Source organism: Methylobacterium sp. J-077 (genome assembly GCF_022829365.1).
In the GTDB taxonomy this organism is placed as follows: Bacteria; Pseudomonadota; Alphaproteobacteria; order Rhizobiales; family Beijerinckiaceae; genus Methylobacterium.
The window spans coordinates 246,816-262,330 of sequence record NZ_JAKSYJ010000102.1 but is presented as its reverse complement, the minus strand read 5'-3'; the positions used below and the strand labels follow the sequence as shown (position 1 = coordinate 262,330).

Genomic DNA, 15,515 nt, shown 5'->3' with positions numbered 1-15,515 from the left:
TACCAGCCGGAGCGCAATTGCCAGCCATCCACGATGTCGCCGACCAGGTAGATCGTGTCGGCGTCGTAATCCCTCAGGAACGACAGCAGCATGCCGGCTTGGCAGCCGCGCGTGCCGAGATGCAGATCGGACAGGAACAGGCCGGGGCCAACACCTATGCCGGCCCCGGAGAGCGCGAGGGTGCCGACGCCGAGCTTGGCCAGGCCGCCGGGTCCGGACAGCGCCTGGCTCAGCGTGAAGCTGTTGGCCGGGTCGGCGATGTCGAGCCCGCCGCCGCCGTTCGCCCAGGTGATCGGGCGGGGGGTGGCGGTGAAGCCGGTGCCGGTGACCTGGAGGATACCGCCGTCGAAGGTGAGCGGGGCGGCGGCGGCGCCGAGGCTGGCATCGCGCCACACGGACAGAGTACCGCCCGCGACGGTGGTGCCGCCGGAATAGCTGTTGGTGCCGGTCAGCGTAAGGGTACCGCCCCCGGTCTTGATCAGGCTGCCGCGGGTCGGGATCGACGCGAACGCGGCGATGCGGCCCGGCTCGAGTTGGACCTCGGCCTGCCACTCTACGGCGATGCCGGCGGCGACCTGCGCATACTGGGTGCTGTTCGGGTCCGCGAGATATTCAGCCAGCCGATCGCCGATAAATGATCGTTGTCCTCCCGAGAGCTTATCGAACGGCCAGTAAACCCGGTATCTGCGACTATCGAGGAACGCCCCGAAGACCCTGCTGCCGATGGGATTCGTGTCGTTCGCCTTCGCGGAGTCGAGGAAAGCGTCCTGGCGGCCGCTGCGCAGTGCTTTGACGATGCCGTCGAGGGTGGCGCGGGTCGCCGGGATCGAGACCTGCAGCGCTGGGAGGCTCAGTTTCGGATCCAGGGCCGCCTTGCGCGTCGGCCAGGCGGCGGCCTCGGCGTCGTTCTCCTGCCTGCGCTGGATCAGCGCGTCCTCGGCGATGTCGTTGGACCAGGTGTCCTTGGTGCCCGCCGGGAGGTTGGCCGCGACGGGGCCGAGGAACTGCCCGGGCCCCTTCATGGCTTTGTTCAGGTCGATCACGCCCCAGCCCCAGATCGCGTTGGGGGCGTTGGGATTGGCGTCCGGAACGCCGTCGACCGCGTTGCGATGATAGGCGGTGGTGAGCAGGACATCGCGGGCCTGCTCGTTGGTCATGTACGGATAGCGCTGCATGATCACCGCGAGCGCGCCGGTGGCATGCGGCGCCGCCATCGAGGTCCCCATCACCGCCGTGTAGCCGGTCTGGTGCGCAGGATCGATGTTCCAGTGTCCAGGCGGCCAGACATCTTTCGAAGTCGAAGGCGGTACGGTGCTGACGATCGCACTGCCGGGTGCGGCGACATACCAATATTTGGAGGCGCCGGCCTTTACGGAATACCAGTCTAATGCGACGCTGCCAGGATCAAAACGGCCGTCGTTCCCCTTTCGAACGGCTCCGACCGCAACCCAATTGCGTTCGAGATCCGGCTGGAAATAGGGCAGTACGGTCCGTATATCGGGGTGGGCGGAAGCGTTGTTCCCTGCGGCAAATACCAATATAGTGTCGTGTTGTTTGGCTACCTCACTGACAGCATCGAAATAAGTCTTTTTTCCTAGAAAGTTCTTATAGGAACTTATCAAGCCGCCGATGCTATTATAATTATCTGCAGGCGGTGAATTTCCCCAGGACGTATTGATGGCCCGCGCCCCGGCCGCAGCCAAGATGCCATAGGCGTTCTTGAAGTAAGCATAATCCGCATTGGCACCGTAGGTCATCTCGTCAGTGGACTGGGTGTTGGTCACGTAGACGTTGGCGTTGAACGCCACACCGTGCATGCCGACGCCGTCCCGGGCGGCCCCGATCGTCCCGGTCACATGCGTTCCGTGCGGATCGTTGTAGGCGGGATTGTATGTGCCGGGAACGCTGTAAGACTGGCCGCTGGAGAACAGTGTCGGTCGCGGTGACCGGTCGATCGGGTTTCCGAACTGATCCATGAAGTAGAAGCCGTTGGATCCGAAGGTGCCGGTGATAGTAATCGGCTTGACGCGGCCGTCGGCGAATTCCGGGTGGGCGCTGTAGAACCCTGAGTCGACTACCCCGACGGTGACGCCCAAGCCGGTATAGCCGGCGGCGTAGGCATCGGCCGCGTGCATGGCCTCCAGGCCCCAATCCGCCTGGTATTCCGGCGTCCGCCAAGTCGCCGGATCGGTTCCGGCCAGGCTCTGCGCCATGGCGTGGTGCGAGACAGATGCGCCCAACGCCGCCAGCCCGAGGGTCGATCGGCGCAACGCTGTCGCGATCGACCGGCGACGATTGAACCCGCCGGAAGCAGTGCTGTTGATGTACGGCTGTGTACGCATCTTCAACGCCTCGATCTCCCAAACGGATGAAAACGAGATCGTCCTCTCCTACAGTGAATCGCCGTTGATCCTGACTGCTTTCAGAGAACGGTCTGAGCTTTCATAGAATAAGAGTCGAAGAACGTGACAGGCAAGCAAGGATATGCGATCTATAAATCCATTAAATGATGATTTTTATTCAAGGCATGACAGAAATAACGATCAGAACGTCATGCGAGGCCTGCCAAACGATGCTGTCGGCTAAATTTTAATTTGGCACATCTTTTGCCTGTCTTGGCAGAGGCGACCTCGATCGCTGGCGCCTCCCGGTGCGTCGGAGACGATGTTTCCTCAGGCTTTGTGATCAAAATGCCACGCCGCCGGATCTGGGCCGGCAAGCGGATTACCTGATCGCGTCAGCCCGGCGCGCCGTCGAACAGCGATCAGGGATGGGCCCGGCGGTGAACGCGAGTCGTTCGCTGCGACAGCAGCGTGGGAGCCGATCCGCCCCTGTTCCAGGTGCGAGCAGGCCTTCGTTGACGGGCTTCCGCGCTTGCCGCTCCGTTCCGGAGCCCCCCGGTGACCCTTAGCTTCACCGGGGGAGCGTGCCGCCGCTGGGCTCAGCCGCGCGTTCCGTCGGCGAAATGCTCGCGGATCCAGCATTCCCCCGAGATGCGTGCGCCGTTCTGCGTCACGAAGGCGTAGGGCGAGTGCTCCACCACCGTGCCGCCGCCGGCCCGGATGATCCAGCGAAAGCACCGTGGATCGCTCGCGCAGGGAATGACTTCGACGCTGTGGGCGGGTATCAGACCGATCGACATGGCAGATGAACGTGCCACGTCGGATTTCCGCTCCCACGCATCGCGCCGCGCGATTACTTACGTGTGCAATCGCACACTCGCAGGAGTTGCGCCCACGGATCGACGGTGCCGAAGAGCCGGACATTTGTGTCGGTTCGCTGAGAATACGGCGCCGTCGCGCGCCGACGTTTTTCGACGTGTCGCAAAGACTTGCGCGATCACGCACGATTTCTTTTCGTGGTTGAGGCCACATTCCGCACCTGGGGACACGGCATGCCGATCAACGCGCTCAACGACCGCAAGAAGCTGTCGAGCGACTTCAACGAGGCCAATGACGCGTTCATCGACGAGGTGCTGAAAGCGCTCCAGTCCGGGCAGATTCCGATGGATCTCGCCCGCGCCTACCTCGCGCATCCCGTCGCGATGATGCACACGGATGGCGCGCAGGCGGTGGCCAACTACTTCAACCGGATGCTCGCGCAGCGGCCGACCATCGACTGGATGCCCGGCGATTGAGCGGCTCGGGCCTGAAAAGGGATAGCGGATGACCGTCGACGAGGTCGAAGACCTGAAGCGCGCGCGCGGCGCCCTGGCGCGGCAGCGGAACGCTATCGCCAAGCGGCTCGGCGGGATCGATGTCGCACCGATCTCCATGGCCGAGGATCTGACTCGGACCCTGCTGGCGATCGAGGCGGTCGACCGCGCCCTGGTCGACGCCGGACAGCCTCACGTCGATATCGGCGGGTCGCACGACGATTAGGCGGGATCGAGCCCGGCGCCCGCCAGAACCTTGCGCGCCGCTCCCGGGCAGGCATACAGGCGCGACGGTGCAAGGAGACCCGACGATGACCGACCGCCTGCCCGGCTTCAACACGCTGGCGATCCACGCCGGCGCCGCGCCCGACGCGAGCACCGGCGCGCGGGCCACGCCGATCTACCAGACCACGAGCTTCGTGTTCGACGATGTCGACCACGCCGCCTCGCTGTTCGGGCTCCAGGCCTTCGGCAACATCTACACCCGGATCACCAACCCGACCAACGCCGTGCTGGAGGAGCGCATCGCTGCGCTCGAGGGCGGCACCGCGGCGCTCGCCGTGGCCTCGGGCCACGCAGCCGAGTTCCTGACCATGCACGCTTTGATGCAGCCGGGGGACGAGTTCGTCGCCTCCAACAAGCTGTATGGCGGCTCGATCAACCAGTTCAACCACGCGTACAAGAACTTCGGCTGGTCGGTGGCCTGGGCCGACAACGACGACCCGGCCTCGTTCGAGGCGGCGATCACGCCGCGCACCAAGGCGATTTTCTGCGAGTCGATCGCCAATCCGGGTGGGGTCATCACCGACATCAAAGCGCTGTCTGATGTCGCGAAAAAACACAACATCCCGCTGGTCGTCGACAACACCATGGCGACGCCGTACCTGATCCGCCCGTTCGAGCACGGGGCCGACATCGTCGTGCACTCGGCGACCAAGTTCCTGGGCGGCCACGGCAATTCGATCGGCGGCCTGATCGTCGACGGCGGCTCGTTCCAGTGGGCGGGCGATGCCCGCTACCCGATGATGAGCCAGCCGCGGCCGGAATATTCCGGGATGGTGCTCGCCGAGACCTTCGGCAATTTCGGCTTCGCCATCGCGTGCCGGGTGCTCGGCCTGCGCGACCTCGGCCCGGCCTTGTCGCCGTTCAACGCCTTCCTGATCCTCAACGGCATCGAGACCCTGCCGCTGCGGATGCAGCGCCATTCCGACAACGCCCTGGTGGTGGCGACGCACCTGTCGCAGCACGAGGCCGTGGCCTGGGTGAGCTATCCGGGCCTGGAGACCGACCGCTACCACGCGCTGGCAAAGCGCTACACGCCCAACGGCGCCGGCGCGGTGTTCACCTTCGGGTTGAAGGGTGGCTACGAGGCAGGGGTGAAGCTGGTCTCGAACCTGCAGCTGTTCTCGCATCTGGCCAATATCGGCGACACCCGCTCGCTGGTGATCCATCCGGCCTCGACCACGCACCGCCAGCTCACCGACGCGCAAAAGACCGCCGCCGGGGCGGGGCCCGAGGTGGTGCGGCTGTCGATCGGGCTGGAGGATCCGGCGGATCTGATCGAGGATCTGGACGGTGCGCTGCGGGCTTGAGGCGGCGTCCGAGACCCGAGAGCCTCGCGGCAGGGCGAAAGTCCGTCCGCTACGGTCGCTTGCCGTCAGTGCTGACGGCGCCAAGCCTCCGTTTCGCGGACGATCTCCTCGACCTCCTCGCGATTCGAACGCCAGCGATAGGCGCCTGGCAATTCGCGATTCTGCAGGAATGCCGTCATGATCGCGACGACGTCACGCGTCGACAACACCTCGTTCGCCCGAACGGTCACCTGATAGCCGTTCGTCTCGATACGCGCGGGCGTCGCCGCGCCCTGCCCAGGCTTCCCCGCGACGAGATGCTGAAACGGACGACGCAGGTCCAGTCCGTCGTTCCCATCTCGGACATACACGCGCCGCTCCACGGTGATCCGACTCTCGCCGGTTTCGGCGTCGCGGCCGCCCGCGGCCTGAACGTAGTCTCCCCATCCGTCGGGGCAATCTTCTTCAAGGATTATGAACCCGCATCCGGCCTGCGGCCACAGCGCTTCGGCCGTCTCGGCGATATCCTCCGGGCGAGGCGCCCGGATCTCGAAATCCCCTTCGGCGGTCAGAATGAAGCGGCGCGCGCTCCCGACCATCCCGTCAGAACGCCTCGTCCGCCAGCGCCATGGTCGTCTCCGCCCCGGCCTTGATCCGCGCGAGCCGCAGGCCGGTCTCCGGCAGCATCCGCGCCATGAAGAACCGGCCGGTGGTGAGCTTGGCCGCCCAGCGGGGCGAGGCCTCCTCGGCGTTGCGGGCCAGGGCCGCCTTGGCGATCCGCGCCCACATGTAGCCCAGCGCCACGAGGCCGAAGAGGTGCATGAAGTCGGTGGCACCGGCACCGGCATTGTCGGGCTTCGAGAAGGCGTTCTGCATCAGCCACATCACGGCGCCCTGCAGGTCGTTCAGCCCGGCCTGGAGCGGCTGGGTGAACGGCGCCATCGCGGGATCCTCGCCATGGTCCTTCAGGAAGGTCTGGACTTCGCCCAGGAACGTCATCATCGCCCGGCCGCCGTCCTTGGGCAGCTTGCGGCCGATCAGGTCCATGGCCTGGATGCCGTTGGCGCCCTCGTAGATCATGGCGATGCGGGCATCGCGCACGAACTGCGACATCCCCCATTCCTCGATATAGCCGTGGCCGCCGAACAGCTGCTGCGCGTCCACTGCGTTGGCGAAGCCGCGATCAGTGAGCACGCCCTTCACCACCGGGGTCAGCAGGCCGAGATGGTCGTCGGCGGTCTGACGCTCTTTGGCATCCTCGGACCGGTGCAGGATGTCGGCCTGCAGAGCCGTCCACAGCATCAGGGCGCGGCCGGCCTCGTTGAAGGCGCGGATCTGCATCAGCGTGCTGCGGACATCCGGGTGGACCAGGATCGGGTCGGCCGCCTTGTCGGGGGCCTTGGCGCCGGTGAGCGCCCGGCCCTGGAGCCGTTCCCTCGCGTAGGCGACGGCGTTCTGGTAGGCGACCTCGGACTGGCCCAGCCCCTGGACGCCGACCGCCAGCCGCGCCTCGTTCATCATCACAAACATGGCGTTGAGGCCGCGATTCTCCTGTCCGACCAGCCAGCCCGTGGCGCCGTCGTAGTTCATCACGCAGGTCGCGTTGCCGTGGATGCCCATCTTGTGCTCGAGGGAGCCGCAGGACACGCCGTTGCGGGCGCCCAGCGACCCGTCCGGGTTCACCAGGAATTTCGGCACCACGAACAGCGAGATGCCCTTGGTCCCGGCCGGCGCGCCCTCGATCCGGGCGATGACCAGATGGACGATGTTCTCGGCCAGGTCGTGCTCGCCGGCCGAGATGAAGATCTTGGTGCCGGTGAGACTGTAGGAGCCGTCGCCGTGCGGCACCGCCTTCGTCTTCAGGAGCCCGAGATCCGTGCCGCAATGCGGCTCGGTGAGATTCATGGTGCCGGTCCAGGCGCCCTCGACCATCTTGGGGAGATAAAGCGCCTTCTGCGCGTCGCTGCCGTGAACGAGGAGTGCGGCCATCGCGCCCTGGGTCAGGCCCGGATACATCCCCAGCGCGAGATTCGCCCCGGAGGCGAATTCCTGCATCGCCGTGTTGACGGTGTGCGGCAGGCCCTGGCCGCCGAATTCTTCCGGGACCGCGAGACCCATCCAGCCGCCCTTCGCATAAGCGTCGTAGGCGGCCTTGAAGCCGGTGGGCGTGCGCACGCTGCCGTCCGGCTCGCGGCGGCAGCCTTCGAGGTCGCCCGCCCGATTCACCGGGGCCAGAACCTCCTCGGCGAGCTTCGCACCCTCGCGCAGGACCGCCTCGACCACGTCCGGGGAGGCATCGGCGAATCCGGCCAGATTGTCCCGGGCGTGGAAACCTAGGACATCGTTGAGCAGGAACAGCGTGTCGTCGACCGGGGCGCGGTAATGCGGCATGAACTGGTTCCCCCTTGCTGAGGCCGATCGCCGAGTTCGGCTCGCCCGTTTGCAAGCATCTAAGCGCGCCGTCGCGTCCGGAGCAACGGCTCAGCCGTCTCGGACACCGGAAGTGTCAGGGGCATGCACGCCTGCGCCGAAGATTACTGGGTCAACCTCGCCTTAACCGTGTGTTTACCAAGAAAGTTAAAGGTCGCCTCGAACGATCCGGCACCCGCGTTCCGTGGATACCGTCTCCCGGTCCCGTCCCGCGAACAGGATCAACGCCGAACGCTGCCGACGACAGGCCACCGATGACCCGCAACGCCATGCCGCAGCTCGACAGTTTCGACCCGGAGGTGCTGGACGCCGCCCGGGACGTCGCGGCGCGAGCGGGTGTCCCGCTCGAGACCTGGATCGCTTCGGTGGTGCCGCAGCAGCAGGGCGCGCAGGGGAATCGACGCCCGCGTCGCCGCCCCCGCGCCGAGAAGGCCGTGCGCCCGGAGGATCGGCTCGATGCCGAGTCGCGCCACGACCTTCCCGATCCGGCCGGCTCCCTGTTCACCGGTCAGGCCGAGCGCGGCTCGGACCAGGGTCCCGAAACCCAGAGCCCGGGCTTCGCCGCCCTGATGAGCCGCATCGACGGGCTCAACCGGAGCTTGGACGAGGGGCGGCGCCTCGCCCAAGAATCCGAGGCCCGGCGCCTGGCCGAGATCGAGACCCGGATCGAGCGCGCCCTGAAGGCGACGCCGGTCCAGCAGGTGACCGAGCGGCTCGGCGACATCGAGCGGCGGATGTCCCAGCTCGGCGAGCAAGTCGCCTCGGGACGCCCGTCCGGCCGCCGCAACCGTCCTGACGTGGCCGAGATCCGCAACGCGGTCCAGGATATCCGCCAGCGCCAGCGCGAGCTGTCGGGGGGCGTCGGCGAGCGCGCGCTCACCGCCGGTCAGTCCGACGGCGGCGTCGTGGCGAGCATGCGCATGGATCTCGCCCGCCGCCTGGAGGCCAGGGTCGAGGAGATCGCGGTGCCGTCCGCCGCCGTATCCGAGTTGCAGCACGAGACCGTGCGTTTGCGGGAGGCGATCAACCAGCTGGCGACCAGCCGGGATGTCGGCGCCCTCGAACAGGCGGTGAACGCGCTCGCCCAAGGCATCGAGCGGGCGCAGGCCGGCACCGATCTCGCCGCGATCGCGGCACCTGTCGAGCAGGTCAGGGCCCAGGTCGAGCGCCTGGCCGAGGAGGTCGCCGAGAACGTCCATACCCGCGTCGCCGACGACGTCCGCCGTCTGGCCGAACGTCTCGACAGCGTCGCCGCCACCGGCCCGGCCGGTCCGGACGGCCATACCCTGGCCGGCCTGTTCGCCGAGCTCGAAGAGATTCGCCGCCTGATCGGCGCCCTGGCCGGTCCGGAGCGCATCCAGGGCCTGGCGAACAGCCTCCAGGCCGTGAGCGCCCAGATCGCGCAGCTGCAGCGGATCGACACCGATGCGAGCCTGCGACCGCTCCTGGAGGAGATCCGCAGCGACGTGCGCACCGCCGCGCCGGCCGCCATCGCGGAGCAGATCCAGACGCTGGCCGACAAGGTCGACGGCCTCTACGCCCGCGACCAGCGGTACGATCGCGCCGGTGCGCCGGATGCGGCCCAGTCCGGCGACATGGCCTCGATCCACGCGATGCTGCGGAGCCTCGCGGAGAAGGTCGACCAGGTCGGCAGCCGCCCGGAACACGGGGGCCTCGACGCCCTGGAGAAGCAGGTGGTCTCGCTCGCGGGGCGGCTCGATGCCCCCCGCGGCGGCGATCCGGCCTTGGCCGGCCTCGGACGGACCATGGACGACCTGCTGCAGCAGGTCGCGGCGCTGCGCGAATCGGCACCGAGCGAGGCCGCCGTCGAGCGCGCTACGCGCAATGCCGTGGCCCAGACCCTGAAGGGATCCAGCATCCCCAGCGCCGATCTCGGCGAGATCGGGCTGCTGCGGGCGAGCCTCGCCGACATGCAGGCCCGGCAGATCGCGTCGGACCAGCGTCTCGGCACCACCCTGGAAGGCGTCCAGTCCGCGCTCGAGCGCCTGGTCAATCGGCTCGGCCCGGCCGAATCGGCGGCTGTGCGGGCACCGTCCCTCGACCAGCGCCTGATGACCTCGACGAGCCCGGAGATCACCCGCGGGGCCGCGTCCGCCGAGGCGTCGCGCCTGGCCGACGATCTGCTAGAGCCCGGCAGCGGCCGTCCCGGTCGGGAGCCGCGGCCGGCGCGGGATTCGACGGTTCGCCGGGCCACGCGGGATCATTCCGCCGAGCCAGCGCGCGGCCGCCCGGCCCCGGAGGCCGGCGAGACCGACATCAAGACCAGCTTCATCGCGGCGGCCCGGCGTGCCGCCCAGGCCGCCCAGGCGGAACTCGCCGCGGAAGCGCCGGCCGATCGCCGGGACCTGCGCACCCACAAGGACGCGGGCGAGCCGGCTACGTCGGGGGAGAGCCGCTTCGAGCGCCTGCGGGCCGAGATCAATCGCCGGCGGCGGCCGCTGCTGCTCGGGCTCGCCGCCATCGTGCTGGCGCTCGGCGCGCTCCAGGCGATCAGCATGCGCGCCCCCGACGAGGCGCCCCGCTCGGTCCAGACCTCCCAGGTCGCCCCGGCGCGCATCGAGCCAGCCCGGGAGCCGCGCCAGGAGGCCAGCACCGAGACTTCGGCGTCCAAGCCGCCGATCGCCGATCCGGTGACCACGCAGGCCCTTCCGAGCCCGCCGCCCACCGAATCACGTCCGGCGAACGCGAAAGTGGCGGTGCCGCAGGTCTCGGGCATGAACATCCTGCAGGCCGAGCTCGGGACACTCCCGCCGGCACTCGCCAAGATGAAACAGGCCGCGTTGGACGGCGACGGGGCGGCGATCTGGGATCTCGCCACCCGTGAGGCCGATGGCCGCGGCATGCCGCGCGACCTGTCCGTGGCCGCGAAGCTGTTCGAGAAGCTTGCGGCCTCCGGCTACGCGCCGGCCCAGTACAAGCTCGCCGGCCATTACGAGAAGGGCTCGGGGGTCGTCCGCGACCTCGACAAGGCGAAGCTCTGGTACGGTCGCGCCGCCGAGCAGGGCCATGCCCGCTCGATGCACAATCTGGCGGTGCTCTACGCCGAGAACCCCGCCGCCAACGGCAAGCCCGACTTCGCGTCGGCGGCCTCGTGGTTCCGGCAGGGCGCCGAGTTCGGCGTCCGCGACAGCCAGTACAACCTCGCGGTGCTCTACGCCCGCGGGCTGGGCCTGACGCAGGATCTTGTGCAGTCCTACGCGTGGTTCTCGGCCGCTGCGGCGCAGGGCGACGACGACGCGGCCAAGAAGCGCGACGACGTGGCGAACAAGCTGAGCCCCGCCGACCTCGCCAGCGCCAAGAGCCTCGCCGCCACCTTCAAGCCGCGCAAGATCGACCCGGCGGTCAACGAGCCGCCCACCCCGAAGGACGCCGTCACGGCGCCGATGTCGCTGCTCGGCGCGCCCACGCCGAACCCGACCGGCTTCACCGCACCGTCCCGGAAGTCGTAGCGGCCGGAGAGTCGAGCACCCGCGACCGCGCCCGGCCATCGACGGCCGGACGAGGCGCTAAGGTTTTGATCGGACAGCATCTTGTCTCCGAAACCGGCCGCCGCCTGCTGTGTTTTGCCGCCCTGAGCCCAGCTTGACCGCTGTGCCGCGATGCGGGATCGCTCAGCAGGGCGATACGCGTCTGCGTTGAAGAAGGCGTAGCCGCTGCCCGTGCAGCGGCTCGGAGGATGGATGGCGCACCGGAACTCTGTCCCGATCAGCGCGCTCGTGCTCGGCGTGGCCGGCCTCATCCCGTTCCTGGGCTTCGCGGCGCTGGCGGTCTCCGGCACGGATGGCGGCCTGAGCAGTATCGGCCTGTCGCCGCGGACGATTTTGTCGGCCTACGGGGCCGTGATCGCGTCGTTTCTGGGCGGCATCCGCTGGGGTGCCGCGGCGGCCCGCAATTCCGGCAACGGCGATTACCTCATCGCGATCGTCCCGTCCCTGGTGGCCTGGGCGGCGATGGCCGCGCCGGCCCCCTGGGATCTGCGCATCCTCGGCGCGCTGGTGCTGGCCTGGGGCCTTATCGATCAGGATCTCACCCGCCGCGGCCTCGTGCCGCTCTGGCTCGGCCGCCTGCGCCTCGTCCTGTCCGGCGTTGCCGGCGCCGCGTTGCTGGTGGCCGCCTGAGCGGCCCGGAGCCGCTGCGGTTTCCGGCCGGGTCGATCGGCCGATCGCTTCACGCCGATGCCGCGGGTCGCCACGGGGTCGGAACCCGCGCATATCTGGCCGACACCAGGGTTCAAGCGGCAGCCCCCGTCCCACGTGGCTGGGTGTCTTGGGCCATGCCCCCGCGCCTTGAGGCGGGTGGGGACGTTGACGCGTGTCCGGGGGGAACTGCCCGCGCCATCCCGCAAAAAGTGCCGGCTCTCGGAGCCGGAGGATGATCAGCTATCGTTGGCCATCTCGCGGAGCAGCTTCAGCACCGCCCCGCGGCGGGTCGGCGACTTGATCGCGCGGAACAGGGACGTGGCCTCCTCGCATTGCGCGTCGCTCGGCCCCGACGGGTCGACGGGCGTGGACTCGACGCGGAAAAAATAGGATGGCGGCACGTCCAGCGTCTCGGCGATGCGCTCGAGCAGATAGCGCGTGGTCGAAGGCGTTTCATCGTCGATCATTGGCTCGAAGCTCGCACCCGATCCGCTTTACACATCGAAGCCGAAGGAGAGCCCGGCCGCGGGAGAGGTTGTGCCGACAACCTATCGCCGAACCGCCGCAGATGCCATCCTATGGTTGTGGTGGTCTGCGATTTGTCGCGCTACGTGCAAACACCCGGGGCGAGCATGCCGTTATCGAGGCATTTCGATAGGACATTCAACATCTTGCGCGATCTCGACCGGGCCGCGACGCCCGAGGAGATCGCGCGCCTGCTCGTCGGTGCCTTCAAGGGCTACGGGATTTCCTACGTGATGGCCGGCATCGTGCCGGAGCCGAACCTGCCGCCCCGGCGCCACGCGGGGTTCGTTCTGACCAGCACCATGCCGGACGAATGGGCCCGCCGTTACGTCACCCGCGGCTACGCCCTGCACGACCCGACGGTTCGTCGGCTCTGTACCAGCGCCGTACCGTTCGACTGGAGCGCCGTGCAGCCCGACACGCCGGTGGCCGGCCGCGTGATGAACGAGGCCACCGAGTTCGGCATCCGGGCCGGACTCACGATCCCGTTCGTCACCCTCGACGGCGAGCCCGGCGGCATCAGCTTCTCCGGCCCGGCAATCGAGATCGAGGCGGCCGACCGCGTCGCCGTCAATCTGGTGGCAACCTATGCCGTCGGACAGTTGCTGCTGATGAACAGCCGGCCGGTGCCCGGCGAGCCGGTGCGCTTGTCGCCCCGGGAGCGCGAGACCCTGCAATGGGCGGCGGAGGGCAAGACCGACGCGGAGATCGGCGTGGTGATGGGCATCACCGCGGCGGGCGTCGATTATCATCTGCGCTCGGCGCGCACGAAGCTCGACACCGTCAACAAGGCGCACACCGTCGCCCAGGCGCTGCGGGCAGGATTGATAACCTAGGGACGTGGTCGAAATCCATGGTTGCATAAAGCGTCGCCATTACCTGCGACCCTACGGTTTTACGTAGTACACACCCGACCGCGAAGACGAGACACTCACGGCATAGAAACGTGAGGTTGTTTCATGATCCATGTGGTCACCCCCGCCAACGCGCATCGTTACGCCGATGCGATGGAGCAGGCTTGGCGCCTGCGGCACGACATCTTCGTCGATGAAAAGGGCTGGACCGATCTCGCCCGGCCGGACGGACGGGAGATCGATCAGTTCGACACGGATCACGCCGTGCACTTCCTGGCGATGGAGGGCGACAGGGTCATCGGCTACAGCCGGCTGCTGCCGACCACCCGCCCGCATCTCCTCTCCGACGTCTATCCGCAGCTCTGCGAAGGCGAACGTCCCGCCGGCCCGCATCTCTGGGAATGGACCCGCCAGGGGGTGGCGCGCTCCCATCGGGCCCGGGGCCGGGTGGTCAACCCGGTCTCGATCGCGCTGCTCACCGGCATCGTCGAGTGGGGCATGGCCCACGGGCTCACCGGCCTGCTGCTGCAGATGCCGACCCTCTACATGATCCACGTCATCCAGCTGCATTTCCGCGCCCAGCCGCTGGGCCTGCCGGTCCTGATCGGCGGCGAGGAGATCATGGCCGCCACCGCCGCCTTCGACGACCGCACCCTGGCCCGGCTCCGCACGGTCCACGGCAGCAGCCGGTCCGTCCTCGTGTCCGAGCCGGCCTACCTGGCCGCGTGATGAGAAACCCCGACATGAACGATGCCCCGCTGGACGCCCTCGCGACGCAATGCCTCTCGGTGCGCGACCTGATCGATTCGGTCGGCGATCCGCTGATGCGGGCGGCGATCGACCTGCTGCTGATCGAGGTCGGCCGGGCCTTGGCGGAGAGTTGTGCGCCGGATAGCCAGGCCGAAGCCTGATCCGGAAGGGGCGCAGCTCGACTTCGCTTGGCCGGCTCCGGCCCGGTTCGAAGACCTTAGAATGAGAACGGCGGGCGCCCCGAGGCGCCCGCCGCTCGCGTTTCGACCGAACGGTTCGCCTCAGACGCCCATCGCCGCCTTGAGGTTCTGATCGACCTTGTCGAGGAAACCGGTGGTCGAGAGCCACTTCTGCTCGGGACCGACCAGCAGCGCGAGGTCCTTGGTCATGTGCCCGGCCTCGACGGTGTCGACGCAGACCTTTTCCAGCGTCGCCGAGAACTTCGCCAGATCGTCGTTGCCGTCGAGCTTGGCCCGGTGCGACAGGCCGCGGGTCCAGGCGAAGATCGAGGCGATCGAGTTGGTCGAGGTCTCGCGGCCCTTCTGGTGCTCGCGGTAGTGGCGGGTGACGGTGCCGTGGGCGGCCTCGGCCTCGACGGTCTGGCCGTCCGGGGTCATCAGCACCGAGGTCATCAGGCCGAGCGATCCGAAGCCCTGGGCTGCGGTGTCCGACTGCACGTCGCCGTCGTAATTCTTGCAGGCCCAGACGTAGCCGCCCGACCACTTGAGGCAGGAGGCGACCATGTCGTCGATCAGGCGGTGCTCGTAGGTAATGCCGAGCGGCTTGAACTTGGCCTCGAACTCCTCCTCGTAGACCTTCTGGAACAGGTCCTTGAACCGGCCGTCATAGGCCTTGAGGATGGTGTTCTTGGTCGACAGGTAGACCGGGTACTTGCGCGCCAGCCCGTAGTTCAGCGAGGCGCGGGCGAAGTCGATGATCGACTGGTCGAGGTTGTACATCGACATCGCGACGCCGGCGTCCGGGAACTTGAACACCTCCTTCTCGATGACCGTGCCGTCGTCGCCCTCGAACTTGATGGTCAGGCGCCCCTTGCCGGGCACCTTGAAGTCGGTGGCGCGGTACTGGTCGCCGTAGGCATGGCGGCCGATCACGAAGGGCTGGGTCCAGCCGGGCACGAGCCTCGGGACGTTCTTGCAGATAATGGGTTCGCGGAAGATCACGCCGCCCAGGATGTTGCGGATCGTGCCGTTGGGCGAGCGCCACATCTCCTTGAGGTTGAACTCCTTCACCCGCTGCTCGTCGGGGGTGATGGTGGCGCATTTCACGCCGACGCCGTGGCGCTTGATCGCCTCGGCGGCATCGACCGTGACCTTGTCAGCCGTCGCATCGCGGTGCTCGACGCCGAGGTCGTAATATTCCAGGTCGACGTCGAGATAGGGGTGGATGAGCTTGTTCTTGATCTCGGCCCAGATGATCCGGGTCATCTCGTCGCCGTCGAGCTCGACGACGGGGTTCGCTACCTTGATCTTCGCCATGGACCGATGCCTTCTCGCGTTGTCCCCGCGCACGGCATGCAAGGGCCGTGCGGTCGCCCGCCCGGATATCGGCC

At 67.8% G+C, this 15,515-nt stretch carries 14 protein-coding genes; 8 read left to right on the top strand and 6 right to left on the bottom strand.

The features are described from left to right. Together MKL11_RS09730 and MKL11_RS09725 are read right to left on the bottom strand one after the other, a co-directional pair. The coding region (locus MKL11_RS09730; RefSeq protein WP_243942628.1) for a S8 family peptidase at positions 1-2,342 on the bottom strand (2,342 nt) is incomplete at its 3' end. Between the two features lie 599 nt (positions 2,343-2,941). Next, entirely contained in the window at positions 2,942-3,160 is a 219-nt protein-coding gene (locus tag MKL11_RS09725; protein ID WP_243942596.1) for a hypothetical protein, read from the bottom strand. A gap of 234 nt (positions 3,161-3,394) precedes the next feature. Between MKL11_RS09725 and MKL11_RS09720 the strand changes: the two genes are divergently transcribed. The 3 genes from MKL11_RS09720 (at position 3,395) to MKL11_RS09710 (ending at position 5,247) form a co-directional block, all read left to right on the top strand. After that, positions 3,395-3,637 (top strand): hypothetical protein, encoded by a 243-nt coding sequence (locus MKL11_RS09720; protein ID WP_279600391.1) that lies wholly within the window; start codon positions 3,395-3,397, stop codon positions 3,635-3,637. Between the two features lie 28 nt (positions 3,638-3,665). Beyond that, a complete protein-coding gene (locus MKL11_RS09715) occupies positions 3,666-3,881 on the top strand; it encodes a hypothetical protein (protein ID WP_243942593.1) in 216 nt (71 codons plus the stop codon). An 85-nt stretch (positions 3,882-3,966) separates the two neighbouring features. Beyond that, positions 3,967-5,247, top strand: coding sequence for an O-acetylhomoserine aminocarboxypropyltransferase (locus MKL11_RS09710; protein WP_243942590.1), 1,281 nt, complete (start codon positions 3,967-3,969; stop codon positions 5,245-5,247). A 65-nt stretch (positions 5,248-5,312) separates the two neighbouring features. Here MKL11_RS09710 and MKL11_RS09705 read toward each other — a convergent pair whose 3' ends face one another. Further along, a complete protein-coding gene (locus MKL11_RS09705; protein WP_243942589.1) occupies positions 5,313-5,825 on the bottom strand; it encodes a hypothetical protein in 513 nt (170 codons plus the stop codon). Positions 5,826-5,829: 4 nt separating this feature from the next. Next, entirely contained in the window at positions 5,830-7,617 is a 1,788-nt protein-coding gene (locus MKL11_RS09700; protein ID WP_243942587.1) for an acyl-CoA dehydrogenase C-terminal domain-containing protein, read from the bottom strand. 293 nt (positions 7,618-7,910) lie between these two features. On the opposite strand from MKL11_RS09700, the gene MKL11_RS09695 reads away from it, so the two are divergent. Further along, positions 7,911-11,126 carry a tetratricopeptide repeat protein gene (locus tag MKL11_RS09695; RefSeq protein WP_243942586.1) on the top strand — a complete coding sequence of 1,072 codons (3,216 nt, stop codon included), beginning with the start codon at positions 7,911-7,913 and terminating at the stop codon, positions 11,124-11,126. Between the two features lie 231 nt (positions 11,127-11,357). After that, the gene (locus MKL11_RS09690) at positions 11,358-11,795 is read left to right on the top strand and encodes a DUF3429 domain-containing protein (protein WP_243942585.1); all 438 of its coding nucleotides are present in this window, start codon (positions 11,358-11,360) and stop codon (positions 11,793-11,795) included. Between the two features lie 257 nt (positions 11,796-12,052). Here MKL11_RS09690 and MKL11_RS09685 read toward each other — a convergent pair whose 3' ends face one another. Further along, the gene (locus tag MKL11_RS09685) at positions 12,053-12,283 is read right to left on the bottom strand and encodes a hypothetical protein (RefSeq protein WP_243942584.1); all 231 of its coding nucleotides are present in this window, start codon (positions 12,281-12,283) and stop codon (positions 12,053-12,055) included. A 204-nt stretch (positions 12,284-12,487) separates the two neighbouring features. Here MKL11_RS09685 and MKL11_RS09680 point away from each other — a divergent pair, with 204 nt between their 5' ends. From MKL11_RS09680 to MKL11_RS09670, 3 genes are all read left to right on the top strand, one after another. Then, positions 12,488-13,177 (top strand): autoinducer binding domain-containing protein, encoded by a 690-nt coding sequence (locus MKL11_RS09680; RefSeq protein WP_243942583.1) that lies wholly within the window; start codon positions 12,488-12,490, stop codon positions 13,175-13,177. 123 nt (positions 13,178-13,300) lie between these two features. After that, entirely contained in the window at positions 13,301-13,924 is a 624-nt protein-coding gene (locus MKL11_RS09675; RefSeq protein ID WP_243942582.1) for an acyl-homoserine-lactone synthase, read from the top strand. A 14-nt stretch (positions 13,925-13,938) separates the two neighbouring features. After that, complete coding sequence (locus MKL11_RS09670) at positions 13,939-14,106, top strand: hypothetical protein (RefSeq protein WP_243942581.1); 168 nt, start codon at positions 13,939-13,941, stop codon at positions 14,104-14,106. 120 nt (positions 14,107-14,226) lie between these two features. Here the strand turns inward: MKL11_RS09670 and MKL11_RS09665 are convergent, their stop codons facing one another. Further along, positions 14,227-15,441, bottom strand: coding sequence for an NADP-dependent isocitrate dehydrogenase (locus tag MKL11_RS09665; protein ID WP_243942579.1), 1,215 nt, complete (start codon positions 15,439-15,441; stop codon positions 14,227-14,229). Between the last annotated feature and the right edge of the window lie 74 nt (positions 15,442-15,515).

Coding starts and splice junctions, on each gene's coding strand:
- MKL11_RS09665 (WP_243942579.1), bottom strand. CDS start 15,441: ATGGCGAAGATCAAGGTAGCGAACCCCGTCGTCGAGCTCGACGGCGAC.
- MKL11_RS09700 (WP_243942587.1), bottom strand. CDS start 7,617: ATGCCGCATTACCGCGCCCCGGTCGACGACACGCTGTTCCTGCTCAAC.
- MKL11_RS09695 (WP_243942586.1), top strand. CDS start 7,911: ATGACCCGCAACGCCATGCCGCAGCTCGACAGTTTCGACCCGGAGGTG.
- MKL11_RS09710 (WP_243942590.1), top strand. CDS start 3,967: ATGACCGACCGCCTGCCCGGCTTCAACACGCTGGCGATCCACGCCGGC.
- MKL11_RS09690 (WP_243942585.1), top strand. CDS start 11,358: ATGGCGCACCGGAACTCTGTCCCGATCAGCGCGCTCGTGCTCGGCGTG.
- MKL11_RS09670 (WP_243942581.1), top strand. CDS start 13,939: ATGAACGATGCCCCGCTGGACGCCCTCGCGACGCAATGCCTCTCGGTG.
- MKL11_RS09675 (WP_243942582.1), top strand. CDS start 13,301: ATGATCCATGTGGTCACCCCCGCCAACGCGCATCGTTACGCCGATGCG.
- MKL11_RS09685 (WP_243942584.1), bottom strand. CDS start 12,283: ATGATCGACGATGAAACGCCTTCGACCACGCGCTATCTGCTCGAGCGC.
- MKL11_RS09705 (WP_243942589.1), bottom strand. CDS start 5,825: ATGGTCGGGAGCGCGCGCCGCTTCATTCTGACCGCCGAAGGGGATTTC.
- MKL11_RS09715 (WP_243942593.1), top strand. CDS start 3,666: ATGACCGTCGACGAGGTCGAAGACCTGAAGCGCGCGCGCGGCGCCCTG.
- MKL11_RS09720 (WP_279600391.1), top strand. CDS start 3,395: ATGCCGATCAACGCGCTCAACGACCGCAAGAAGCTGTCGAGCGACTTC.